The following is a 23,153-nucleotide window of genomic DNA, read 5'->3' as shown; positions in this document are numbered from 1 at the left end:
ACTTAAGCAGATGCGGTATAGTAATCGATAATGTTCTCTACTTCTTCCCTGATCCGCATAAAATTTTTGGTCAGCACTTGTTCTTTTTTTCCTTTAAAGTCATAGCATTTCGGAATGGGTCGGTAATTTCTTTCCTCGTCTTTTATTTCCTGAGGGTCAAGATTAACCCTGCAGTGAATATTGGAGGTTTTATAGCTGCCATTGAATTTCCCAGCATCAGCCGCCAATAGCCCCACCAGCTCTCCTGTCTGCATACCGGCAATTTTACCTGCTGGTATCAGCGGATCGTATTTTTCACTCAATGAAATGGAAGTTTTTGTACGGTCAATAGAAACACTTTCTCCTAGCTGTTTTCGTTTTCCAAACATCCGTTCAAGCCATTCCAGCGTTTCCTTGTTCCGCACTGATCCGCTTAACACATTGCCGATTACAGCTGTCATAGTGGTGGCGGTATCCTTGCCCTGAAGTTGCTTGAGCTGAGGAAGTTCTTGCAAACCTAATAACACCGCTACCTTATTGCTTCTGGCGGTAGAAATCAAATTCTCCACCCGATGGATATAAAGGGTTGGTGCTTCATCTGCCACAATGGCAACAGGCAAATTGCCTTTGGTATTGATCAGTCGTGTCAGTCGGTTTACAATCACCGAATAACAGGTGGAATTGATGTTTTGAGTGGATGGGCTATTGGCCAGCACCAATATGGCCGGAGATTTGGGATCTGAAATTTTCAGGTCAAAATCATCTCCGGAAAACACCCAAGCTGTTTCTTTAGTATTCAATCTTGATATAAAGATTTTCAAAGTACCCACCTGACCTTCCAACTGCTCAAAGGCTCTTTTCTCCAGGGCACTTCGAAAAGGACTCAGCAGGGACTCCAGCTCCGGTAATGTCGATAAACAGGTAAATATTTCCTCATACGTCCTGTTTAAAAAAGCAAGAAGGTGTGCAAAAGTGGAGTATTTACCTTCCTGATGCCTTGAAACAAAATAAATGGCTGAGGCCAAGAAATTGACAGCGGATTGGGTAAAAAATTTATCCGAACCTCCGGAAGACTCCGTTTTCTGGAGGGATTCTACAATGGCTTCTGCAGTCTCTGAAGCATCTGCCAGGGTTTGAAGGTATTCACGTTTCAGAGGATTAATCCGCTTAGAATACTCTACCTGATCCATATTCACTACCAAAAATTTATGGTTTTGTATTTTCCCTTGCTTCTTGGCCAATAAATAATGATGGTAAGCAATCTGTCCTAAATCCGGAAATTTAAAGTCATACAGACACATGGTATAGCCTTTGGCTATCATTTGTCGGATGAAGGGATTTACCACACTGTATGACTTACCACTTCCCGGGGTTCCTATCAAAAGGGTACCTCTGAAAGGATTGACAATATTGATCCAACCATTCCGAACGCGCTTTTTATAAAAAAACTGCATGGGGATATTGACAGAGTAAGGCGTATTATTTTTTTCCTTCTCCTGCATAAAAGACTCACCTTCAATGTTCCATTCATCTTTTCCCAGTCCAATCTTGATCAGTTTGGAAACATTGTCTAAAGAGGTATGGATCAATACCGCTCCCAGCAGGGATGAAATGCCAAAGGCTAGATCAGGCCAGCTGGTATAAGGTAAGATAATAGAACTGGTTTCAATGGAATAGAAAAACAGTGAGCCAAAGAAAAAACCAAACCCTAAAATCAAAGGAAATACAATTTGCTTCTTGGGGTTTAGATTCAATTCCTTTTTTGAAAGGGTACCAATGGCTGCCAAAAAGAGGATCAATAAAATGGCCAGTTTACTGTAAAGTAAGTTTTGATAAATAGGCAAATTCATCAACTTGTCTACAATGGGCACAAACGGACTACCCATTCCTTCCTCCAACAGCAACTTATGGCTATAGATAAAGAGAAATATTTCAAGGAAAACCATGCCGTAGACCATAAACTGGATCAATCCATGGAGCTTTTCCAATTGTCTTTTCTGTTCCATTTATTTCAAGTTTTTTAATAACATAAACTAACATCACAATGGTCCGTTGCTCCTTTCCAATAGGCGAAATCTGATTTCAGTTGCCAATTTCATCCACTATTATAAATCCCAAAACCGTATTAAGGGAGCTAAAATGCACCTGGTTTATCTGAAGTAAATTAAGGAATTGAAGGGCATGCAGTTCTTCCCTGTCTGGTAATTCCTCATTTACAATCTACTTTTGATCAGACCTCTAATAGATACTAATTACACTGTGAAAGGATTTCCTATAAAGTGTCTGCACTCAGTAGGTCGAAATAATCTATTTCAAGTATCAAATTCCTCCCGGACAATTGTTTTTCGGTAAGTTCTATGGAAAGCACCTTGTTATTGGGAAAGGAAAATTTTTCCAACACATAAATGTTTCGATACTTCCGCTTGAAGTTTTCCTTTTCAAAAAGGGTAAATACAGGCTTCATTTCTATGGCCTGTACATTGGTAGCCTTGGCTATTTTTTTATCCTCCACTCTAAACCTGATCTGGTCAATATCAAATTTCAGATTGGTTTCATTGGTATAGGTAATGTCCAGAAAAATGTAATCCTCCAGGGTATGGATATGGTTGACATTGCCAGTGATGCCATATTGGGAATTGTAAAGGCCAGTTTCATCCTCTTTTCTCTTATAGGCACCCATTGAAAATTCTCTCAATTCATTTTGAGTAAGCGGTACCAGCCCAATACCTAAAGGACTCATGTTTTCAGGGGTGATTTCTAGCAATGTGGGCAACTCCTGATTGCCTGAACCATATTGCACTTCATATTGGGCTATGAATTTTTGGCCAACAATGGTCACTACTCCAAGGTTCTGCTTAGATTCCATATTGTCTGCCGCACTAATTTCCTGCATTTTAATACGGAAAACATTGTCCAAAGGCAAATCACCCACCAGTCCTTCGCTGGAAATATCTACATACTGTATCGGTTCGGGAGAATTAAAGTGAAGAGTTATGTTTTCCCGGATGTAAAGTTTTTCTCTATTGGAATGGGAATGGTTAGCATCAATTTCCTGGGCAATTGTAGCAAAGCCCAATAGGTTCCAAAGGCATGTTACTAAGATTAATCTTTTCATATCATTATGGGTTTTAGTTTGAAAGGATGTCCGGGTTCAATTGTTCCGGATCAATAAGATAGATGACGGTGCCATATTTTAGGTTGGCCTTGTTTTGCCGAATCCGTTTTGACACGGCCTGGGAGCTGGAGGTAAATACCTTTTGAAGTGCTGACAAGTACATTTGATTCATGGAGGAGGCTCCTTGGTTCATCTGGAGGTTCATCCCTCCTGTAACATTGCCTCCCAGGTCTTTTGAAAATTCCCTAAAGGAACTGGCAGGAACATAAAGCCCTTCCATGCCGTCTTGATCATAGATGTTTAATGCTATGGGTAAAATTTCATCTTCCACCATCACGCTGCTGACAGTCAATTTCACTCTTTGTGCCTCATAGCCGCTGATCCAAGCATAGAGGTATGTCCCTTTAGGAAGTTTCCTTGCACCTATCTGTATATCTTCCAGTAAGCGAATCCTGATTCTTTCCCCCAAAGTACCTTTGCGGATTTCCTGATCAACGATTGCCTGGATGAAAGACCTTTGGGAAGTTTTCCTTACGGTATTGAAATGTTTATCCGTTTGGCTGGTCTTCGAAACCTTTAGCCTGGCTTTTTGAGGAACTTGGGTCTCCCTTTCAATTTCTTTTTCAGAAACTTGAAACGCAGGATCATTGGCTTTTGAGATGGAATCTACAAGGACCATTTGAGCCCGAAAAAGGTCCATGGGATCTTCATACTTTGGCTCCTCTTTGGTATCTTGTTGTCTTTCCATTTGGTTTAATGCCTGAAGAATAAGTTCATCTTCATCGGTTTGGGCAGTGGGATTATTGTTGACTTCCAAAACAGGCGCTGGTCTCCTTTCTATTTGCGGACCAGGCTGGTTAAGGGTGTTTTTTAAAGCCAAATCAATGGAATCCAGCATCCTTTTTTCTGCTTCATTGTATTGGGAAAGGATTTCATCTTCCTGTTCAACCTCAACCCTCATGTTTTTGATGGCTGTGTACCCATCCGCTCTTTTGTACCTGGATCTGAATGCATCGAGTTTGCCATCGATACCACGGTTTCGAACCTGATCAGAAACCTTTCCTACACTTTCCTGCAGGTCTGCTTTTCCACTGTCATCTTCCTTTTCTTCTTCGCTGTAAAAGGACTGCATGCCAAAATTCAGCAAAAGCATAAAGGGCAACAGGATCAGCGGCAAGATGTATTTTGGTTGTTTGAAGTCAATCTTCATGGTCTTTTGAGTTTAATTTTTGATACTTTTCAAGTTCTGAAATGGCATTTTCAAGAAAAATGCTGTCTTGTAAATCAATTTTATCCTTGGCAATGATTCTTTCTACTTCCCGCTTTAGCTGCCCTATTCTCTTTGCCTCATTACCAATTTGAAAAAGCCCAGAAACTTCATCAGCTACTCCGGATCCCAGTACTTTAGCCTCCTCCATAAGTTGGTCTGTTTCCGGTCGTTTGGACCCATCAAAAGGCAGGATGATAAAAGAGAGCAGAGCAGAAACAATAAGGCTGAACACCATCCCCGAAAAACATTGTTTGGGATACCTATCCAATATTTTGCTTATGCGTTTCTTCCCCTTTTTATGAAGGGTACTGAACTCCCTTTTTATTTCCCCAAAGAGGGTTTTATTCTTAGAAGGTGTTTTTCGAAACATGGCTTAGGTCTTTATTTTCCAGTGTTTTCCAATTGGTGATCAAAACTCCATGGCTGTTGTTTTCAGACCTTGGGATATCCATTAAATACCCTTCTGTAATCAGGGACCTGGTGATCGTGGCACTTCTCCTTTCGATTTTCTGCTTGCCATAGAAAGTGAATTTATTGCTGGGTTCCAGGGCAATGGAATCCGTCTGTAGTGTCAGTACCGAACTGGAACTGAGGATGGAATTAAAATAACCTCTTTCTTTCAGGTTGTTGTACTGCAATGCACCTGACTCATCTGCCAGGTACATGGCTTTTTTCATCTGGTATTCAATGTGTTTGTCATCCGGAGTCAGGGAGAAAAACAGGCTATGAAACAGGTCCACGGCCGCCCTGTATTCGGCAGGCCTGTTCATTTGCATATTTGTCTGTTTGGCCAGAATGGGAATATTGTTGTCCAGTATATAAATGGATTGTCTTGCATTGGACACTTGCTTGTAAGCAAAAAATGAAACTCCAATACAGATTATGACAGCAGTAATAAAACTCCCAAAGGATAAATAAGTAGCCAATTTAATTTTCGATTCTATGTTTTTAATGATCATGGTATTGAAATTTATTTTCCTAAAATTCCTCTAACTGACATCCGGGAAGCCGTTCTGCTAAGAGTGGAACCCGTCCTTCCCATAGTGGCGGATGCAGAGGTAACGCCCGAGGTACTGATGATCCAGGTGGAGATGGAGGGTACTGTGGTGATGGCGATTGCTCCCACCAAAAAACTTACGATGACCAAGCCAAAGGAAAGAATGCCATTTCCTGCCATCCATGCCAATTTGGACAAAACTTCATCTCCACCGGAGGTATCCAGCAGTGCTTCATATTTCTGAATTTCTTGTAGAAAAGCATATTCCTGCATCAACCCACACACGTATAAAACTAGGTAGGCAATGCCCACATACAGATTGACTGCTACAAAACGGGCAATCCAAGTGGTAAAGGCGTCCCGAAAGGCTGGCAATACGCTTACGGCCAATGAAAAGGGACCTAAAATCACCAAAATGGTTGAATAGATGATTTGTATGAAAAAGACAAAATAGACACAAATTCTTAAGATCCAGATGGCCAATAATTCCAGCAACTGGGTGACCAATAGTTGCATATTTGTCTGCATCCTTATTTTCATCTGTACCAGCGGGCCATATACATTGTCGGTAAAAAAGCCTTTAACCCCATCCACCATGACTGTACCCAGGCCTTTGTCTGCTTCCTTGGCTTGCTGGGATGCCAATTCAGTGGTTGCCTGGTATTCAACCATTTTGTCAGCCACCTGAATAATATACACCGCTCGGTCCAGCCTCAAAGCATTGATCCGTTCATTTTGGGTAGAAAACATGGCTTCTGTTTTTGCGGAAATCAGGTCGGTGGGAAAAGCAATTATTCTACAGAACATGCCCCACCACATGGTCAGCATCAACAAGCTAAATGGTCTCAAAAGTGGCATGATTTCCATTTTCTTATCCCCCACCATCATTTCATAAGATTTAATCGAAAAGAAAATCAGCATAAAAATGCAGGCCAGAGCCTGGGCATCTTGTATAAATGGTCCAAAATGAGAATAGGCATAGTCGCGCATTCCTTCAAAAAAGCGCATGACCCCTCGATCATATACACCATTTCCCTGTAGAAAGGAAATGGCTTCCTTGTACTCTTCAGGGGGAACTGGTACCTGGCCATATGCCATTGGTAACATCAAAAGGGTTAAAATGAGTGTGGATCCAGTTTTTTTCATCGCAGTATGATTCTTCTTTGTAAAATTCCAGAAAGAATTTCTTCCTCTTGATCTGCTTGCTCTAATAATTGTCCTTTGCTGTTTTGCCCTTTTTCCATACTTTTCCGGAAAGCCAGCATTTTCTGTGATAGGGCCAATTTGTACTCCCAGTTGCTTTGGAGTTTCCTGAGATCCAATAAAACCCTGTGGTACATAAGCATCCGTTGCCCTCTTTCCATATCCTGCGTTTTCGCAAACCCGTACCTTTCTTCAAGACTTTTCATCCTTTCCAGGTACCAGTCATATGCACCATTTTGAAGCATATATTCCTTTACTTCTGTGGCACTGTTTTGGAAAGCCTGGGTTTCAATATTATCAAGCGGATCGAGCTCTTTTTTGTAATAGAGTAAGTACAATGGGTCTGATCCAGACAAGGCACCGGATATGCGCTTTATCTCCCGAAGTGCCATATTTTTAACCGTATCAGCCTGCTGTTTGTAATAATCCGAGGAGATTTTCATGGCAGCGGCCAATCCAAGTCTTTGGGTCTGCTCCCCGGAAATAGAAAGAGGCCTTCTGTCCAGATCGGGATAATCGGGATGCAAGGCCCAGGTTAAAAACCAATTGGAATTCGTAGGAATACCAAGGAAGCGCTTAGGCCCGGGAAGAAAACGGTCCTCATCCCATTGCTTGAATACCATTCTTTCCTGTTGTGCCACAACCGCTTTGTCCTGAATTGGGGTCTGTGCTATAGCTGTTGTCATATAAAGCAGGAAAAGGCCTGTGGTTAATATTTTAATTTTTCTTTTCTTATTCATCGCAGGCTCTGTTTATGGATAAGGATTTGATTGATTAGATTTAAGTTCTGATCGATATCAGCCTGGTAAGGGTTAAATCTTTTCAGTACCCCATTGACATTTGCCCAATACATGGATTTCTTCACTGCCAGAAGGTAACTTGCTATGAGGTTAATTTCATTTTGGATTTTCACCAACAACTGGTCCCTCACATTGGGGTTAATCAGTAAATTTTTCCCATCCGCCAGAACAAAAGCCGAAACCTCTGATACCAGTAAAAAACTTCTTTCCTTGGCTTGGCGAATATAGGTTTCGGCAAAAAGGAGTAGGACTGGGTTCTTAGAAGCAATAGTCATGGTTTCATCGCTTAAAGAATAGATTCTTTGCAAAGTCTCCCCTATCTGTTTTACCTGAATAGCATCCTTCAGCCCTTCATTTACCTGACTCAGGGACCGGTAAATCATGGTTTCTACCAGTGCCAGGCTTGACACATTCAAGCCAATGTCATCGGTATTTTCCCGAATCCTTGTAAGGCTTTCCTGGTAACCAATTTCAGATACATTTCTAATGGCCGCATTTTCGTTTACAATCAAAAAATGCTCCCGGTCAAATACCACTGTTTGAGCTGACAGCGGAAAGGAATTAGCCAAAAGAAAGAAGATCAGAAGTTGTTTCATTTTTTTATCAGTTGAGCGTTTTCCAATATTTCATCTACTGTGCCTGAGGCTTCCAAAAAGAATTCGGGATAGGGATCCATTCCTGATTTCTGACGGATATAGGACTCCAAACTTTTGGAGGTAGCCAGGGAGAGTCTATTGATTGACCTCAGCTCATGCAAAACGTGCTGCAATAGCAAGCGCCTTTCGGAAGTCTTCATTTGGTTGAGATCCCCAATAGAAGCCATTAAGCCTATCAGGTATTTCATTAGGGAATAGGAATGCTTGACGAATAGCTTTTCTGTTTCCAATGCTAGGGGAATTACCGAAGGATCACTTGAGCAATAAAAAACAATTTGCTCCTGATGGTCTATGATAGCTCTTAAAAGTGGATCTGCCGACGCGGCAAGCCCAACAGCTTCCACCAATAGCTGAAGCTTGGCAAAACGCTCCTGAATGGTCCGATATTTTTCCTTGACCTGGCCCATCAGGTTTCTATTCACTTCTTCATTAAAGGCATTTTTAGCTTGATTGGCCTTCGCTTCGGATTGCTTTTCGTGTTCATTTTTGGAGTCTTCTACCAACTGATGCAACAGGGCAATATTGACCTGTGCAGCTACAGGGAAAGAGCAGGAAAGTACCAGGATGATCAGGAGGGTTTTCATGGCTTATCGGTTAAGGGTTTCTCTTTTTCTAAGGATATCATCCATTATGGCAAGGTCCATTTCTATATAGCCTTGAAAAGGATTTAGTGAATTGAAAAGCCCCTTCATGCTTGCAAATTGCATGGAACGGTACATTCCGTAAGAGTAAGACCGCAGGATCAATAGTTCATTTAATATAGTATTGATGATTTTTGCTCGTTCCCCTGCATCCATAAGATTTTCCTTACCTCCTTTGAGTGCAAATTGCTGTACTTCTAAAGCCAATGCTGTGGCTCTTTGCTGGAAAAGTGTAGCGTTCTGCTCTGCGAAAACAATAAATTCAGGATTTTCCTTGGCCAACTTCATGATGTCCCTGACATCTCCGGAAATTCCACTCGCGATTCTGGTAATCTCCCTCACATTGGCTAGGTTGGTAAGGATAGCACTCACTTCGGTCAATCCTGCATAAAGCTTTTCCTGGAGGGTATTCACTACTGTAAGTTTTCCAGTGACCGCCAGTTGACCTTTTTCTATTAAAGTCAGTTTTTCATTGGTCTTATTGAGTTGGCTGTTAATAACGGCTGCATGGGTAGCCTGCGCTCCCGAAACAGCCGGATCAACATAGACTTGCGCATTCAACCATCCGCTGGTGAAAATGAACAAAAGAAATGTCAAAGTTTTCATGCTGTAATTGTTTAGTCAGTAAATTCTTTTTTTTCTCCATAAGGAATTCCCAATTGGTTGACCAGAGAAAAGAAACGGTTCAATTCCATTTTTGAATTTTCATAATCCCTTACAAAGTGATCCAAACCCTGCTGATAGCTACCAAAGCGATCTGTATAGATTTCCACTGCTGCCTTTTCCGGCTTTTCAGTGGTATAGGTCAAGTACTGATGAAGAGATACTTCCACGCCATATACCTCTCCGCTGGCACCTCTTCGGATGTAAACCTCCTTGAATCTGCCCCGGCCTTCAGTGTTGTCAAACTGGTTGATGGTAAAAATCTTTTTCCTTTCATGCTCATTGATGGAAAGCAGGGATGCGATTTCATTGTAATGGTCTTTGAATTTTGCCTGGTCAAGCAAAATGATGGTATCCGAATTGTTCACAATGCTGTCTTTTACCACGGTGTTTCCAATGATATCTCCCAACTCCTGGGTCACTACAATGGCTTCTCCCCAAAATTTTCGGACTGTCTTGTACAGGTAGAGAATATAATTGGCCATAAGTGGTGAAGCGATGGCTTTCCAGGCTTCCTCAATGATCAATGCTTTCCGCTGCTTGCTTCGAAACCGCATTTTTTGAATGAATACATCCATGATGATCAAGGTGACAATTGGGAACAGCACCTTGTGCTCTTTGATGGAATCTATTTCAAAAACGATAAATGATTCTCCAAACAAGGACTGATCTACCTCTTCATTCAATAGGCTACCATACTCCCCTCCTTTGTAGAATTTCTTGAGGACAAACCTGAACTCATCTATATTAAAAGGAATATTTTCCTTTTGAATCAATTCAGGAATGAATGTCAGTGCAAATTCATAAAAGCTATTAAAACAAGGGCGGTCAATTTTTGACACCTCATCAAAATACACCTGATAGTAAGCTGAAATGGTATTAGATATTACATCCGATTCTACCTGAGAAATCTTACCTTCTGCGGACTTCCACAGTACACTGATCAAGGTAAGCAGGGCATCCTTTTTTTCGATGTTGTATTCTTCCCTGGTAATGGCAAATGGATTGGTGGTAATGGGATTCTTTTCTGAATAGGTAATGTATTTGCCTCCATAATAGGCACAAAGGCCGGAATAGGAATGACCAGTATCCACGATAACCACGTCCATCAGCCACCTTGGTGTTTCACTTTTATTGTACATGCAGTACTGCTCTACCAGCGCATTCATGAAAAATGATTTACCTGATCCAGAGGGCCCCAGGACAAATTTATTTCTGTTATTGATCCGGTTGGTCTGCATAGGCAAGTCTGCGGGATCAATCTTTACCGGAATGCCCTGTCGATCCGTTAGCCTGATCTGAAAATTACTGATTTCATCCTTACTCATTGATTCCTTGAAGAAGAAGCACAAAGCTGCATCTGAGGTGGTCAGAAAATAATCGTAAGGTTTCAGTTCTGAAGTGTTGCTGGGCAAAACGGTCCTGAACAATTCCAGTTGGTTGTAAGCATTTTTTGACGGTATGATCCCCTGCTGAAAAAGGGAAGATTCAATAAAATTCGCGGTAGCTTGAATCAACTCTTTTTCTCCGGACACCAGGATGTTAAAATGAGAATTGACCAGCAACTGATTGTTTCTTGCGATGTCTTCCAATAATTGGTCAATGTCTTCCACACACATATTGTTGGCCGAATCGGGAATTCCTGAATGCCTTTTTCGTTTCAGTTCCAACCTCCTTTGGGTGCTGGTCTGTGGAACAATTTCAATCACCTGATTGTAAATAATGGTTTTAAAATGAGGGACAGAAAATAAAAACCCCATATTATCGATTGGGAAACCTTTTAAACTATCCTTGTCTGACCTTTCCAGATGGGTACCCACCACTTGGGGAAGGTCGATGGTGTCTGTGTTGACCAAACTGATAGAGCGGGTCGCTGTATCCCCCATTTCAAGCTGTTCATCTCCTGCAAGCAGATTATTCATGCAAAGTTCTTTTTCATGAAAATTCATAGAAAGAATCTGCCTGACATACCGATTGATCTGATTTTTGTTCAGCGCATTTACAGGTAACTGGCTTCGGACAAAAAGGTCTGCTACTTTGTCTATAGATTGTGTGAAATCTTCAATCTGTTTCTGACTGTAAGTATAAAAACCGGGTTTTACTCTTCTAGTAATCACCAAAAGCGTTTGATGGGAGGTGTATACCCTTCCCCTGAAATGTTCATCGTATTTCCTTTGCAGGTATTCTCCAGAGGATTTAAGGTTGAATTTTTTTCTGCTCAGAATGTCCTGTTTTTGTACAATGTATCCTTCCCCAAGAATTTTGATCGCATTGACATAAAGTTGGTGAAAGTTGTCATAGTTTCCCGGATCAGCAGCATACTGCAGGACCGGGTTTTCCACTTCCAGAACTACCCCAAATTCACCTTTTTCATTGTATAGCACATCGTATCCATTGCTATGATCTATACCGATATAGGGTAACTTAAAGGTTGTCTTTTTGCGTTTAGGCATAATTAATTCACTTAAGGTCTGTAGGGTGTAGAAACACACCTTGATTTCGTGTTTTATTGTGCAGGCCTTTTTTCTGTTGTAGGCTGGTAAAATAAAGGCCACCTATAATGATACCGATGGTAAGCAATCCCCCGAAAACCATATTGGTAAAGCTTCCGATCACCCCTCCCAGGACAAGGCCCATCACCAGAGAAGCAATGCCCCAGCCGATGAATTTGCCTTGAAACCCTTTGTACATCAGTGGTTTTTGGAGTCCTTTATAAATGGGAAATCGCTTGCTCAAACCCCGAAAAAGGCCTTAATGACTACGCTGACCAACACCATAAACAAGCAGGAGCCTCCCCAGCCCATCAGCTCTTTGTTGATGTCCTGGTCTCCGCTATTCCATTTGATATAGACCCTTACCCCGCCGATGATCCCTACTACAGCACCAATGACCAGACAAAGAGAGGCCACGGGATCCACATAACCTATGAGAGAAGATTCTGCGGCTGTAATGCCTTGTACTCCCTGAGCTTTTGCCTGAACCAGTCCAATGACTGTCATTGCAAGGGTTCCGATAGCTTTTATGTTGCTTTTGTTCATGATTAGTTGATTTAAATGGATTGTATATTATGGTTTAAAATTGATTGATCTTTTTTAGGCAATGGGTACTTGGTAAAGGGCACTTAGGAAGACTCCCAATACAGAAAGAAATATACAGGCCCCAAACCATCCTGCTACCTCAATATCGATGTTTCGCTTGCCCATTTGCCAGTTGTTATATATCCTCAATCCACCCAATAGGCCAAAGAGGGCACCCAGTATCAGCACCGCTCGAGAGAGTGCCCGAAAGTTCTGAGCCATTAGGTTTTTTCCTTCATTGATCTCAGATAGACCCGGAGGCGTTTGGGCTGTAACTTCCAAACAGAAGACAAAAAAAATCGTGGAGACCATCAGTATGAGGAACAAGCTTTTCATTTCAGTAAACAAGATTTTTCTTCACCTCTATCATTTCATCCTGTGCCAGTCTAAAGAGTTCTGTCATGCTGCTTACTCCTCCTGTTGATTCATTGATATTTTCTCCGTAGAGTTTCCATTGCTGGTTTTCCTGATCTTCTGACCTTTCAGTTGCTTTAAGGGAATCCTCACTTTGAAATGCTTCTTCATCAATAATGGTAGTTTGGGTTTCCTCTGGAAATTCCAGCAAGTCTTCATTTCCCCTGTGAAAGATTCCCTTTTGGGGTTTTAATAGGTCAAGCACCACCAGTACCCCATAATAAAGCAGGTATCCAGATGCCAAAAATTTTATAAATTCAGTCCAGTTCATGTTAGAGTTTTTTAAATGATTTTCTGATCTCGTCTATCAGTTCCGGATGGTCCTGAAAGAAGCGGGTCAAAAGAAAATTGATAAAGCGTGTTACATCTACAGAAAATACCGGATACATCACTTTCAGGATTTCCTCACTTTTCTCATCGATTTTGATCAGTCGCTTTTTGTCACCATCAATTTTCAGGTCCCTGACCTGCTCCAATAAAAGGTCTATATCCTTACTCAGGGCAGTAGATTTGGTTTGTTTGTTTGTAGAGAGCTTTCTTTCCTTTCCGTTCTTTTTCACCGATGTATGACCATTTGGGCGGAAATTGCTCATCAGCGTTTTTATGTAATCATCTTGTGCCATGCCGGGTCTATATATTCGTTATAAATGGATTCAAAAACAGGTTCGATCACCTCTATGATATTCGAAGGAATGTCATAGGTAGTGATCCGCTGGAAATCTATCCTTTCAGTGATGCTGCTGGTGACTGCTCCGAAATTTTTCAGTGCGTCCTGAACCGATTTCATGGTTTCGTATTTCACACTGCTACGCACCCTATTGGGAATAAATATGATTTTAGCATTCGGGTTAATTTTTTTGATTACAAAAGAAAACTCGATGGTAGAGGACACGGAGTATTCGTCATAACTAAAGGGACATAGGATGAGGTCCGATTTTTGGAATACCGGAACAAGTTCATCATCATCCATTTTACCCGCCAGGTCAATGATGCTGACCTGATTTTCATTTTTGTTGTCCTTTTTTTGTATGGCATTAAATTGAGACAATTCGGCAGCCTCTACGGGGTACAATGGCGTGTTTTCAATCACTTCTGCCGCCTGGGCCTTGTTGTAAAGCGACCGTTGAAAGTCCATGTCATAGACCTTTACCGGTTTATCTTTGGCCAGGGTTAGGTAGTTGGAAAATAGCACCGAAAGGGTACTTTTACCGACTCCTCCTTTTTGGTTTGCAAATAGGATTATCATATGCATTGGTTTTTATCTGATGCTTTTTCTTTTGTTGCCTTTTTCTTTGTTTCTTCTCCTGCCATGCAATGCCTCATCGTCCACATCCTGATGGATGTCCAGGTTGAAATTAGAAAGTGGGGCCACTGTCTCCCGGTCAGGTTCGGCATACTCATTACCCGAAGCGTAGGGTAAAGCGTTTTCGTTGTCCGCTTGTACCGGCAATTGCTCTCCTGAATCAGATCCTGATCCGATATAAGCTGCTTGTTCTGTCCCATTTTGGAAAGGGACTTCCCAAAGTCTGGCAAATCTGTTGTATTCTTTATTTTTCAGAATGGCTTCCAGTCGAATAAAAAACCGCTCTTGAGTGTCCAGTAAAAACAAGTGCTTTTCGTTTACCAGAAGGTGTAATTTGAATTCCTCAAGGCCCGTTTGGAGGTTGGGGTAATCTTCCAAAACAGACAGTAATTTCAACCGGTAAGCCGCATTTTCCGGAAAACGTTTGATTCGGAAAAGGGTATCTGAAGCGCCTGCAATGCTTTTATAAGCAGAAATATCTGATGGAAAAAGGAAATTGATCACCTTAACTTTATCCCTTGTTTCTTCCTGATTCAGGTTTTTAAGCGGATAGATTTCACCTCCCTTAAAGATGATTCTCCTGCTATGGTCGATAATCGTATAGCCATAAGGTGTCTTGCCATCCCTGCCATGAAACAACAATTCTATCCCAAATTTTTCCTTGAGAAAGTCGGCCATTTCTGACCGGTAACCCTTTGGTTTCCCAAGGCGATTGCCTTTCAGCGGTTCAAATATTGGAACAGGGGTGCTGCAGTAAACCTTCCTGTACTTTTCAAACAAGGCATGGAGCTGCATTTTTCTTGCCTTATCGATGGTATAGGCATTGGTCTTATGCTTTATTTCCTTTATGGAAAGTTCGCCTTGTAGCAAACCAAATTTATATAGGAGCAGTTGGTCTTCTTTTTCCTGAAGGTTATATCCCCGAGTTTCAAGGTATAGCTTGGCCTGGTTGAAGGTGGAAAAGGAAAATGATTTTAACTGATCCAGGATCTTCCTGCATTCCTGAGCCGGATTTCTTTCCATGATCTCCAACATGCATTTTTGTGCCCTGATCCTTTCCATACTGTCATTAATCTTTTTGCCATCGTTGCCGATTCTGGAAGAGACCATATGGACATGGTTGTTTTTGGTATCTCCATGGAATACGATCAGGTAAGGATTATCGCCATAGCCCATTTTTTCCAGCCACTTCTCCGCCATTTTGGTGAGTTCCTTCTTGTTGTATTCTCGTTCCTTGCAAGAAATCATGGCATGGAATTGTTTGTTTTGTACCCGGGTATTTCGGTTAGAATGGGCTTTTAGAAAAGTTTTCATTTCAGCCGGGGTTACTTTTTGCGCCGATTGCAGGTAACCGAAATTTTTGAATTTCATCAGTTCACCTTTGCCGGACTGCATTTTGTTGGTGTTGTAGGAAACCCCTTTGAAAGTACTGGTGGATGATAGAATTTTGACTGTCATCAGCTGATGGATTTATAGATTTTTCGGAAAGTCCTGTTCATGTCCTCCTGAAAGTCAAGGTGCCGGTTTAGCAGCGTATTAAATCTTACAAATACCTTAGGGTCCAGGTCACTTACCTTGGAATATTGATTGGCATGCCTGGCCAGTTGATTGATATTGTTGTTTACCCGGCCCTGCTCGGCTGCAAGGTCAGACAGGGTATTAAGCAATTTATCCGTCTTGATAATGGATGCATCTCCCTGAATTTTTCGGATCAGGTTCCTGAGCGTTTCGCTTCTGGAAATACCCGCACTCCCAGCAAAATCATCCAGGAATTTTGCCTCTTGCGCTTTGAGCCTGAAGGTGATTTTGTGTGTTTTATTTTCCTGGAGATCCTTCATGTTTTTTAGGTTGTCTGGTTCTTGCTAATTACTGACAGACTCAAAGAGAAGGAAAAAATATATGGAAGGAAATACGTAAAAAGGGCTATTTTACGCGGATACGTAGGTATGCGTATATAAGAGTGGAGGTTTATGTAGGTATATGAACATGGACTGCTTGGTTCCTGTCAATTACCATGTTAGCTGCCAGGGTATTTAAACGCTCTCTTTCCAAAACTTCTTCCAGTTTCTTTAACCTACGGGCCATAATTTCTGGTGTATCAATTAGTGGATTTTGGTGCTTTTTAGGGGATTGGTCCATAATGGGTGATTTGGATTCTGGTCCAAATTTAGGGAGCCACTGGCTAACGGAAGCAGAAACCGCTAAATTAAATTTAACAGCGGTGGTTCTCATGCTGTCATCAGAGTTCAGATAATGCCGAACAACCTTTTTTTTAAAATCGTCCGAATAGTGCTTTACTATTTTCATGGTTTAAAAGTATCCGTCCGAGGAACCCAAGCTAGAAATTAGTGTAGGGAATGTTTATAGTCAGGCCTTAATTCTATATTCCTCCCAGTCCAAGGGAAGGAGCTGGTAGAGAACTTTTTGTTTGTGGGACTGGATCCTTTCAAAGACATCTTTCAGCCACTCAAACTCATTGACATTGTTATTCTTGCAGCTGGCCATGAAAGAATACATGCCTGCAGCCATTTCTGCTGCCTTATGCGATCCTGAAAACAGGTAAGCTTTTCGTCCTGTCTTATGTAAGGCTTTTCATAACCTGGGGCGGAAAAACTACCTGTTCACAATCTGCCAAAAGCACGGTGTAAATCCCCATGATCGGCTGCTCGAAGTGCATCGAAAACTCAACGACCTCAACTATGAAGGTAGATTCTCCGACCTGCTGCCCCACAGGTGGAAACATCACCACGTGAACCCAAGCTAATTATTAATAGGAGGTTGGCCGTTTGCTTACGGTTTTTTCTCGATGCATACCCTCCAGGCACCGCAAAAATTCATCAACCAGCGGATCCGTGTCAAAAACAAACCACAAAACAACCCGGAGGAGGCTAATATCAACCTTTCCTCGGTGGTTACTTATTCGTTTTCCAAGAGAGTCAAGCTATCATTGGATAACTCTTGGCGAGTGGTGTCTGGGATCAAATTCTGGAGGCCGGCCAATCAAAGGTTTTTACTGTTATTTTCTATTCTATTTTAATTTTTTTCACTTGATACCTGTCACCGATGGAATAAGTCACATGATAAATACCGGGCTGAAGATCGGAAACATCTATGGTAACTTCACAGCTGTCTACTGAAATGCTCTTTCGCAGAGTATTTTGGGAATCCATAACTAGAATTTCCCCTTTGATATTTTCTTCAGTTTCACTCCTGAGATGAAGTATATCATTGACAGGATTGGGATAGGCAGTCACACTGTTGTCCTCAATCCCAAAACAGGCCATAGGATAGAGGGAGACGGTGCCCCTTGGTCCCTCGCAGGCATCAGGACCATTGGAAACATTGCAATGCACGGAAATGTAACCGCTGCTGCCCACATTAATATCTATGGACTGTGTGCCCTGTCCACTTAGAATGGTGCCGCCATTGACCGTCCAGTCATAATCCACTTGAGTGATATTGGCAACAACGGTAACTACTTGGTTTGGGCTAACACAAGTAGGATATTGATAGAAATCAAAGTCTGGATATTCCGGTCCTACTTGGATTTCCCTGGTAATTTCCGTATTAGCACATCCCGTTCCCTGTAAGGTATAGGTCAAGGTAGCCGTCCCTGAAACAGTCATAGGATTTACAAGATTTAGGTTTGCTGTTGTTCCTGTGCCGGAACTATTTGTGAAAATATGGGATGGGCTGACCGTCCATGCAACTGATATACCAGCTGGTACATCCTGAATCGTATATGACCCGCTGGAACAAAGAGCATCAGGGCCATCAACCAATTCCCCACTATTAGGTAAACCATAAAGATTTTGTATCCCAGCTATATCATCTTGTGTCAAAAACCGATGAGACCCATTTTGTATCCAAAGAGCATGACCACCTGCCATCAATGCAGTATTTACATTAGAATGATCCAAACCTATGGCATGGCCGATTTCATGGGCAGCAAAAGTAACCAAATCCATAGGTTGGTTATCATTACTTGTTTCAGCTATGGTCCAATCTTCGCTTTCATCAAAATGTATATCTCCAGCAAGGGGGTTAGTGGTTTCACCAATAAGTGCGTGAGCATACACCCCATTAGGTCCATCAAATGGAGCCCCATCTCCATGGTTCCACGATCTCCAAGAAATAACTATGTCTGCATTGTTAGCATTACATACCTCTAAAAAAGCTATATCAGTTTCTGCTTGCCATATATCAAATGCATCTCTTACCCCATCTTCTTCAAGATCCCCGCTAATATCTGGGGTCCCATTATCAAAAAAATACGTAATAATTCGGTCTTCCCATACATTATTCCCATTTCCAATAATAACATATTTAGGATTTATGACGTTTTCGTTGGATTTCTTTTTATCCGGCTTCCCATCAAGAAAGACCATATCAGAATCAGAATTCTGAATGGTTTGGCTGAATACACTAACCGAGCATAAAAGCATGATGAGAATAAAGTAAAACTTTTCCATAATTTAATCCTTAATGATTTCAATACTATCAATATGTAAATAATAATTTTCCTGAGCTACAGTGATAAGGTTAAGCTCATCACAATCTTCTTTTAAATCACCACTTACCACAACTAGCATTCCTTCACTTTTAAATTCTTCAGGTAAATTGCAAATATATCCAAGTATATGCATATCAGGTGATTCACCAGTACTTATATAATACATTTGGTTCCTGTTGTCCAACAATACCATTCCCTCTTTGTCTACCCACTGTTTGATGGTTTTTCTTCCGGGGTCACATGCGGCCAGTTCACAATTTGTAGGCTCTTCTTCTTCGCAACCAAACCCCAAGAGGCTTAATAGTCCACCTAGAAATAAGAGTATTTTGAATTTTTTCATATTATTCTAAATTTTAAGAATTGGTAATAATTTTTGGATTAGAAAATTAGAAAATGCTGATCTAAGTCCCGGAATTATTTAAGTTGACCTCGTGAGAAATACCAAATTTTGATTGAACACCATCCTATTTTCATATTTGAAAAAAATTATTGAGCCACACTTTCCTTTAAGACTAAATGTTAACAATTTTTATTCCTAATACTTAATTTTCCCACATTTTCTTAAAAAATAAAGTGAATTATTGACAAACGGTACATCGGGGAGGGAAATTTTATTTCAAGGATCCAAAATGACCCCGGCTAGGTGTAGTTTATGCCTTCGTGAGCTGGGTGTAGGTTTGCAAAACACCCTTCTATTATTTTTAATTTGCAATTGGAATTGGACGGAATTGCCAATGATCCACGGCTATCAAACCTTCTAATCCAGCATAATTTCTTGCACTCGAACACATGTAGTCCTTTGGTTTTTCCACGATTCCTGCCCTTACCGGATTCTCATGTATATAATTCATTCTACTTTCAATCATTTCAGTTCGATAAAGTTCGATAGCATGGTTTTCATGTGTCCAAAATTGCATCTCCCCAGTTCTTTTATTAAATTTCGCATGATAGGCAAAAATTATCTTCAACCATTCCTTTCTGCTTTCCTGAGGGTTTTCAATTATCATTTTTAGCAATTTCTTGCTTGTAAATTTCTTAAAATCACGCACCCATCCTCATTATTTCGCATCTATTTGTTGAACAACCAAGTGAAGGTGATTGGTCATGATGACATAACCAAAGAGGAAAAGTCCTTTTTCCTTTTTACAATAAGCCAGATTTTCCAAGATAAAATCTCTATAGACTTTTCTTGAAAACATAGCTACCCATCCCGCACCTGGGATGTGAAAAAATAGTGCATTTCATCGGCTCTTATTCAGAAAACATCCCACGATCTTCAGTCTATAATTCATAGGCTGAAAACTGAAGACCAATACGTCAAATTGAACAGGATAACTTGTCAGATCATCTCCTTCTTCCTTAGAAATTTAAATAAAATAAACCCCAGGGAATTTCCCTGAGGTGTTATGATTAAAGAAATTAATGAATTATTAAACAATAGATTTTCGCTTGTTTACTAACTCATACACACATGGTATGACAAATAGATTAAGTAAAGTGGCAGAAAGCAATCCTCCCAAAATTACGACCGCCATAGGGCTCTGAATCTCATTTCCGGCCTCTCCTCCTTTGAGTGCTAATGGAATCAAAGCCAGACCTGTAGTAAATGCTGTCATCAGAATTGGGTTAAGCCGATCCATGGCACCTTCAAGCAGGAGTTCGTCTCCGCCTTTCCCTTCTTTCCTAAGATCTTCATAACGTGAAACAAGTAGAATTCCGTTTCTTGTTGCGATTCCGAATAAACTGATAAAACCAATTGTAGCTGCGATGCTAATTACTCCGGAGGTAAAATAGACGATCAGAATTCCTCCAATCAGAGCCAAAGGTAAATTAAGTAATACCACAAAGGAAAGCTTGATGTCCTGAAACTCGTAATACAGCAAAAGGAAAATAATCAGAATAGCCATACCTGCTGTGATTAACAGTAGCTGAGATGCTTTGGCCTCACTCTCAAACTGTCCGTCATATTCTACCCGATATCCATCAGGGAGCTGAATCTCATCTCCGATGATTTGCTGGATATCATTGACAACACTTCGAAGATCCCTTCCTTGAACATTTGCTGTAATTACAATTTTTCGTTGCACGTTTTCTCTACTTATGGTATTTGGGCTACTTACAGAGCTTATATTTGCGAGCTGATCGAGCGGTATCTGGCCTCCGCCGGGAAGAGAAATCAATGCCTGTTCGATGCTTGCTCTTGTACTTCTGGATTCAGCTCTGAACCTTACAACTAGGTCAAAATACTGTTGTCCTTCATAAATTTCACCTGCTTTTTCACCTGCAAAGGCAATATCAACCTGCTCCATCAATTGATACACTGTCATCCCGTTGGCTGCCAGTAATTGCCGATTCGGAGTGATTCTCAACTGCGGAACTTCTACTTGCTGATCTACTGCCACATCTGCAATACCCTTTATTGACTTGATGTTCGTTTCGATATTCTTCCCCACCTCGAATAGCTGCTGTAGATTAGAACCAAAGACTTTGATGGCAATATTAGCACGGGTACCAGAAAGCATATGGTCAATCCGGTGTGCAATTGGTTGTCCAAGTGTTATGCTTGCGCCCGGAACTATACTCAATTTAGTTCGCACTTCTTCGAAAAAGGCTTCTTTGGTTTTATCTGAAAGCACAAATGGAACGTCGATTTCCGCGGCGTTAACACCCTGAGCATGCTCATCCAACTCTGCCCGTCCTGTCCTTCTGGTAACTACATCTACCTCGGGCATGTCTAAGAGTATCTGCTCTACCAAAAGACCGGTTTTGTTACTTTCTTCCAATGACATTCCAGGAATACCCACTACACTAATCACCAAGGAACCCTCATTGAACTCCGGAAGAAAGCTGCGTCCCAGTTGTGAGAAAAGGATTAAGCTCACTACAAAAGCTGCAGCAGTCAGACCTATGATCCATTTGGGAATTTCCAGGGCTCTGCGTAAGACTGCGGAATAGTGCTTTTGCAACCAACGTTCAACTTTGGTTCCTTCCACTTGTTTTTCAAGTACCTTTTCATTTTTCAACAAATAGGAACAAAGCACTGGTGTCACCGTAACTGCTACAATCAATGATGTCAAAACTGAGGTGATAAATGCAATTCCCAAAGGCTGTAATAATCTTCCTTCCATGCCACTTAAAAAGAAAAGCGGAATAAAAGAAACAATGATGATCAGCGTGGCAATTATGATCGAACTACGGATCTCAACTGAAGCATCCCGAACTACTTTTAGAACTGACTGACGCTGTTCAATAGGCTTGCGAACGTTCTCTCTCAATCTTTTGAATACATTCTCTACATCAATAATCGCATCATCCACCAACGCACCTATCGCAATGGCCATTCCTCCCAGACTCATAGTATTGATCGTATATCCCAAAAGGTTTAAAACGATCACGGATACCAATAACGAAATTGGAATTGCGACTAAAGAGATTACCGTAGTTCGCCAATTCATCAAGAAGATGAACAGGACAAGCACTACGAAAAATGCTCCCTCAAGCAAAGTTTGGTTTAGATTCGAAATAGAAGCCTCAATGAAATCAGACTGCCTGAAGATTTGGCTTTTGATTTCCACACCAGATGGAAGTGTTTGTTGCAAATCTTCAATTGCCAGATCAAGACTCTCAGTCAGTTCCAATGTGTTGACATTAGGTTGCTTAGAAACAGTGAGAATCACAGCCGAAGAGGCATTCAATGAACCGTCACCGATTTTGTCAGCTGCACCGATCTGTACAGTAGCCACATCTTTTATTTTTATGGATTGGCCGTTAACCTGCTTCAATACTGCCTCTTGCAAATCTTCCACTCCATAGGCTCTGCCACTTCCCTTAATGATGTATTGATTTCCAAATTCATTCAATACACCGCCAGGAGCATTTATATTGGACTCAGTTACTTTTTCCAATAATTCTCCAAGCGTAACACCGTAGTATTTCAGTTTTTCGGGATTGGCAAAAACTTGGTATTGCTTAAAGTCACCACCGATCACCACCACATTTGCAATTCCACCTAAGGATTTGATTCGTGGGCGAATGGTCCAATCTGCCAGGGTACGTAATTCCATGGGCGAAAGACTATCCGAGGTAACTCCCAAAAGCATGATTTCACCCATGATAGATGAGATCGGTGCCATCGTTGGCGTACTTACACCATCGGGCAAATTTTCCTGCACCATAGGAATTCGCTCACTCACAATTTGCCGGGCACGATAAATATCAGTGCCCCAGTCAAATTCTATCCACACAATTGATATCCCCGCAGCAGATGAAGAACGAATTCTTCTGACATTGGGAGAACCGTTCATTGCTGTCTCCAACTGGTAGGTAACCAGTTTTTCTACTTCTTCTGATTCCATCCCATGTGCTTCTGTCAAGATTGTAACAGTCGGTGCCGTCAGATCAGGAAACACATCCACATTCATCGTTCGTGCTAAAAACAGTCCTGTAATACTGAGTACGAAAGCACCAAAAAGCACTAACAATCTATTGTGAAGTGAAATCGATAAGATTTTATTTAGCATAG

At 41.3% G+C, this 23,153-nt stretch carries 26 protein-coding genes; all 26 read right to left on the bottom strand.

The features are described from left to right. Nucleotides 1-2: 2 nt before the first annotated feature. Entirely contained in the window at nucleotides 3-1,985 is a 1,983-nt protein-coding gene (locus tag AC13EX_RS19050; protein WP_339711878.1) for a type IV secretion system DNA-binding domain-containing protein, read from the bottom strand. A 266-nt stretch (nucleotides 1,986-2,251) separates the two neighbouring features. Continuing rightward, complete coding sequence (gene traN / locus AC13EX_RS19045; protein ID WP_339711880.1) at nucleotides 2,252-3,094, bottom strand: conjugative transposon protein TraN; 843 nt, start codon at nucleotides 3,092-3,094, stop codon at nucleotides 2,252-2,254. A gap of 13 nt (nucleotides 3,095-3,107) precedes the next feature. Next, nucleotides 3,108-4,304: a conjugative transposon protein TraM gene (gene traM / locus AC13EX_RS19040; RefSeq protein ID WP_482893912.1), complete on the bottom strand. Its 1,197-nt coding sequence runs from the start codon at nucleotides 4,302-4,304 to the stop codon at nucleotides 3,108-3,110. Then, nucleotides 4,294-4,734 (bottom strand): hypothetical protein, encoded by a 441-nt coding sequence (locus AC13EX_RS19035; RefSeq protein WP_482893911.1) that lies wholly within the window; start codon nucleotides 4,732-4,734, stop codon nucleotides 4,294-4,296. Before AC13EX_RS19035 ends, traM begins: the two co-directional genes overlap by 11 nt. After that, nucleotides 4,712-5,323: a conjugative transposon protein TraK gene (gene traK, locus AC13EX_RS19030; RefSeq protein WP_482893910.1), complete on the bottom strand. Its 612-nt coding sequence runs from the start codon at nucleotides 5,321-5,323 to the stop codon at nucleotides 4,712-4,714. The genes AC13EX_RS19035 and traK overlap by 23 nt, the downstream gene beginning before the upstream one ends. A gap of 11 nt (nucleotides 5,324-5,334) precedes the next feature. After that, nucleotides 5,335-6,507 carry a TraJ family protein gene (locus AC13EX_RS19025; protein WP_482893909.1) on the bottom strand — a complete coding sequence of 391 codons (1,173 nt, stop codon included), beginning with the start codon at nucleotides 6,505-6,507 and terminating at the stop codon, nucleotides 5,335-5,337. Further along, nucleotides 6,504-7,304, bottom strand: a complete 801-nt coding sequence (locus AC13EX_RS19020; protein WP_482893908.1) for a hypothetical protein — start codon at nucleotides 7,302-7,304, stop codon at nucleotides 6,504-6,506. Before AC13EX_RS19020 ends, AC13EX_RS19025 begins: the two co-directional genes overlap by 4 nt. After that, nucleotides 7,301-7,960 carry an NUDIX hydrolase gene (locus AC13EX_RS19015; protein ID WP_482893907.1) on the bottom strand — a complete coding sequence of 220 codons (660 nt, stop codon included), beginning with the start codon at nucleotides 7,958-7,960 and terminating at the stop codon, nucleotides 7,301-7,303. Before AC13EX_RS19015 ends, AC13EX_RS19020 begins: the two co-directional genes overlap by 4 nt. Beyond that, nucleotides 7,957-8,604: a hypothetical protein gene (locus AC13EX_RS19010; protein ID WP_482893906.1), complete on the bottom strand. Its 648-nt coding sequence runs from the start codon at nucleotides 8,602-8,604 to the stop codon at nucleotides 7,957-7,959. Before AC13EX_RS19010 ends, AC13EX_RS19015 begins: the two co-directional genes overlap by 4 nt. A gap of 3 nt (nucleotides 8,605-8,607) precedes the next feature. After that, nucleotides 8,608-9,267: a hypothetical protein gene (locus AC13EX_RS19005; RefSeq protein ID WP_482893905.1), complete on the bottom strand. Its 660-nt coding sequence runs from the start codon at nucleotides 9,265-9,267 to the stop codon at nucleotides 8,608-8,610. Between the two features lie 11 nt (nucleotides 9,268-9,278). Then, a complete protein-coding gene (locus AC13EX_RS19000) occupies nucleotides 9,279-11,777 on the bottom strand; it encodes a TraG family conjugative transposon ATPase (protein WP_482893904.1) in 2,499 nt (832 codons plus the stop codon). Between the two features lie 7 nt (nucleotides 11,778-11,784). Beyond that, complete coding sequence (locus tag AC13EX_RS18995; RefSeq protein WP_482893903.1) at nucleotides 11,785-12,015, bottom strand: DUF4133 domain-containing protein; 231 nt, start codon at nucleotides 12,013-12,015, stop codon at nucleotides 11,785-11,787. A 41-nt stretch (nucleotides 12,016-12,056) separates the two neighbouring features. Then, nucleotides 12,057-12,362: a DUF4134 domain-containing protein gene (locus tag AC13EX_RS18990; RefSeq protein WP_482893902.1), complete on the bottom strand. Its 306-nt coding sequence runs from the start codon at nucleotides 12,360-12,362 to the stop codon at nucleotides 12,057-12,059. A 54-nt stretch (nucleotides 12,363-12,416) separates the two neighbouring features. Continuing rightward, on the bottom strand, nucleotides 12,417-12,737 hold the full coding sequence (locus AC13EX_RS18985) for a DUF4134 family protein (protein ID WP_482893901.1): 321 nt from the start codon (nucleotides 12,735-12,737) through the stop codon (nucleotides 12,417-12,419). A gap of 1 nt (nucleotide 12,738) precedes the next feature. Then, the gene (locus tag AC13EX_RS18980) at nucleotides 12,739-13,086 is read right to left on the bottom strand and encodes a hypothetical protein (protein WP_482893900.1); all 348 of its coding nucleotides are present in this window, start codon (nucleotides 13,084-13,086) and stop codon (nucleotides 12,739-12,741) included. A 1-nt stretch (nucleotide 13,087) separates the two neighbouring features. After that, nucleotides 13,088-13,408, bottom strand: a complete 321-nt coding sequence (locus AC13EX_RS18975; RefSeq protein ID WP_482893899.1) for a hypothetical protein — start codon at nucleotides 13,406-13,408, stop codon at nucleotides 13,088-13,090. Between the two features lie 8 nt (nucleotides 13,409-13,416). After that, nucleotides 13,417-14,061, bottom strand: coding sequence for a ParA family protein (locus AC13EX_RS18970; protein WP_482893898.1), 645 nt, complete (start codon nucleotides 14,059-14,061; stop codon nucleotides 13,417-13,419). Nucleotides 14,062-14,073: 12 nt separating this feature from the next. Beyond that, nucleotides 14,074-15,576 (bottom strand): relaxase/mobilization nuclease domain-containing protein, encoded by a 1,503-nt coding sequence (locus AC13EX_RS18965; RefSeq protein ID WP_482893897.1) that lies wholly within the window; start codon nucleotides 15,574-15,576, stop codon nucleotides 14,074-14,076. Continuing rightward, a complete protein-coding gene (locus AC13EX_RS18960) occupies nucleotides 15,576-15,956 on the bottom strand; it encodes a plasmid mobilization protein (RefSeq protein WP_482893896.1) in 381 nt (126 codons plus the stop codon). The genes AC13EX_RS18965 and AC13EX_RS18960 overlap by 1 nt, the downstream gene beginning before the upstream one ends. 130 nt (nucleotides 15,957-16,086) lie before the next feature. Then, a complete protein-coding gene (locus AC13EX_RS18955) occupies nucleotides 16,087-16,425 on the bottom strand; it encodes a transposase (protein ID WP_339674840.1) in 339 nt (112 codons plus the stop codon). 60 nt (nucleotides 16,426-16,485) lie between these two features. Then, nucleotides 16,486-16,623 carry a transposase domain-containing protein gene (locus AC13EX_RS18950; RefSeq protein ID WP_423779171.1) on the bottom strand — a complete coding sequence of 46 codons (138 nt, stop codon included), beginning with the start codon at nucleotides 16,621-16,623 and terminating at the stop codon, nucleotides 16,486-16,488. Between the two features lie 518 nt (nucleotides 16,624-17,141). Then, nucleotides 17,142-18,590: a matrixin family metalloprotease gene (locus AC13EX_RS18945; protein ID WP_014022474.1), complete on the bottom strand. Its 1,449-nt coding sequence runs from the start codon at nucleotides 18,588-18,590 to the stop codon at nucleotides 17,142-17,144. A 3-nt stretch (nucleotides 18,591-18,593) separates the two neighbouring features. Beyond that, nucleotides 18,594-18,971 carry a hypothetical protein gene (locus tag AC13EX_RS18940; RefSeq protein ID WP_014022475.1) on the bottom strand — a complete coding sequence of 126 codons (378 nt, stop codon included), beginning with the start codon at nucleotides 18,969-18,971 and terminating at the stop codon, nucleotides 18,594-18,596. A 361-nt stretch (nucleotides 18,972-19,332) separates the two neighbouring features. After that, nucleotides 19,333-19,638 carry a hypothetical protein gene (locus tag AC13EX_RS18935; protein ID WP_052316277.1) on the bottom strand — a complete coding sequence of 102 codons (306 nt, stop codon included), beginning with the start codon at nucleotides 19,636-19,638 and terminating at the stop codon, nucleotides 19,333-19,335. Nucleotides 19,639-19,689: 51 nt separating this feature from the next. Then, entirely contained in the window at nucleotides 19,690-19,830 is a 141-nt protein-coding gene (locus AC13EX_RS18930) for a hypothetical protein (protein ID WP_482893895.1), read from the bottom strand. Nucleotides 19,831-20,061: 231 nt separating this feature from the next. Beyond that, a complete protein-coding gene (locus AC13EX_RS18925) occupies nucleotides 20,062-23,151 on the bottom strand; it encodes an efflux RND transporter permease subunit (RefSeq protein WP_482893894.1) in 3,090 nt (1,029 codons plus the stop codon). Between the last annotated feature and the right edge of the window lie 2 nt (nucleotides 23,152-23,153).

It is taken from the genome of Cyclobacterium sp. L-R (genome assembly GCF_056859355.1).
This window is presented reverse-complemented; position numbering and strand designations above follow the sequence as displayed.

Bases quoted from the DNA above. Each gene is read 5' to 3' on its own strand.
- AC13EX_RS19050 (WP_339711878.1), bottom strand. From the start codon at position 1,985: ATGGAACAGAAAAGACAATTGGAAAAGCTCCATGGATTGATCCAGTTT.
- traN (WP_339711880.1), bottom strand. From the start codon at position 3,094: ATGAAAAGATTAATCTTAGTAACATGCCTTTGGAACCTATTGGGCTTT.
- traM (WP_482893912.1), bottom strand. From the start codon at position 4,304: ATGAAGATTGACTTCAAACAACCAAAATACATCTTGCCGCTGATCCTG.
- AC13EX_RS19035 (WP_482893911.1), bottom strand. From the start codon at position 4,734: ATGTTTCGAAAAACACCTTCTAAGAATAAAACCCTCTTTGGGGAAATA.
- traK (WP_482893910.1), bottom strand. From the start codon at position 5,323: ATGATCATTAAAAACATAGAATCGAAAATTAAATTGGCTACTTATTTA.
- AC13EX_RS19025 (WP_482893909.1), bottom strand. From the start codon at position 6,507: ATGAAAAAAACTGGATCCACACTCATTTTAACCCTTTTGATGTTACCA.
- AC13EX_RS19020 (WP_482893908.1), bottom strand. From the start codon at position 7,304: ATGAATAAGAAAAGAAAAATTAAAATATTAACCACAGGCCTTTTCCTG.
- AC13EX_RS19015 (WP_482893907.1), bottom strand. From the start codon at position 7,960: ATGAAACAACTTCTGATCTTCTTTCTTTTGGCTAATTCCTTTCCGCTG.
- AC13EX_RS19010 (WP_482893906.1), bottom strand. From the start codon at position 8,604: ATGAAAACCCTCCTGATCATCCTGGTACTTTCCTGCTCTTTCCCTGTA.
- AC13EX_RS19005 (WP_482893905.1), bottom strand. From the start codon at position 9,267: ATGAAAACTTTGACATTTCTTTTGTTCATTTTCACCAGCGGATGGTTG.
- AC13EX_RS19000 (WP_482893904.1), bottom strand. From the start codon at position 11,777: ATGCCTAAACGCAAAAAGACAACCTTTAAGTTACCCTATATCGGTATA.
- AC13EX_RS18995 (WP_482893903.1), bottom strand. From the start codon at position 12,015: ATGTACAAAGGGTTTCAAGGCAAATTCATCGGCTGGGGCATTGCTTCT.
- AC13EX_RS18990 (WP_482893902.1), bottom strand. From the start codon at position 12,362: ATGAACAAAAGCAACATAAAAGCTATCGGAACCCTTGCAATGACAGTC.
- AC13EX_RS18985 (WP_482893901.1), bottom strand. From the start codon at position 12,737: ATGAAAAGCTTGTTCCTCATACTGATGGTCTCCACGATTTTTTTTGTC.
- AC13EX_RS18980 (WP_482893900.1), bottom strand. From the start codon at position 13,086: ATGAACTGGACTGAATTTATAAAATTTTTGGCATCTGGATACCTGCTT.
- AC13EX_RS18975 (WP_482893899.1), bottom strand. From the start codon at position 13,408: ATGAGCAATTTCCGCCCAAATGGTCATACATCGGTGAAAAAGAACGGA.
- AC13EX_RS18970 (WP_482893898.1), bottom strand. From the start codon at position 14,061: ATGATAATCCTATTTGCAAACCAAAAAGGAGGAGTCGGTAAAAGTACC.
- AC13EX_RS18965 (WP_482893897.1), bottom strand. From the start codon at position 15,576: ATGACAGTCAAAATTCTATCATCCACCAGTACTTTCAAAGGGGTTTCC.
- AC13EX_RS18960 (WP_482893896.1), bottom strand. From the start codon at position 15,956: ATGAAGGATCTCCAGGAAAATAAAACACACAAAATCACCTTCAGGCTC.
- AC13EX_RS18955 (WP_339674840.1), bottom strand. From the start codon at position 16,425: ATGAAAATAGTAAAGCACTATTCGGACGATTTTAAAAAAAAGGTTGTT.
- AC13EX_RS18950 (WP_423779171.1), bottom strand. From the start codon at position 16,623: ATGGCCAGCTGCAAGAATAACAATGTCAATGAGTTTGAGTGGCTGAAA.
- AC13EX_RS18945 (WP_014022474.1), bottom strand. From the start codon at position 18,590: ATGGAAAAGTTTTACTTTATTCTCATCATGCTTTTATGCTCGGTTAGT.
- AC13EX_RS18940 (WP_014022475.1), bottom strand. From the start codon at position 18,971: ATGAAAAAATTCAAAATACTCTTATTTCTAGGTGGACTATTAAGCCTC.
- AC13EX_RS18935 (WP_052316277.1), bottom strand. From the start codon at position 19,638: ATGATAATTGAAAACCCTCAGGAAAGCAGAAAGGAATGGTTGAAGATA.
- AC13EX_RS18930 (WP_482893895.1), bottom strand. From the start codon at position 19,830: ATGTTTTCAAGAAAAGTCTATAGAGATTTTATCTTGGAAAATCTGGCT.
- AC13EX_RS18925 (WP_482893894.1), bottom strand. From the start codon at position 23,151: ATGCTAAATAAAATCTTATCGATTTCACTTCACAATAGATTGTTAGTG.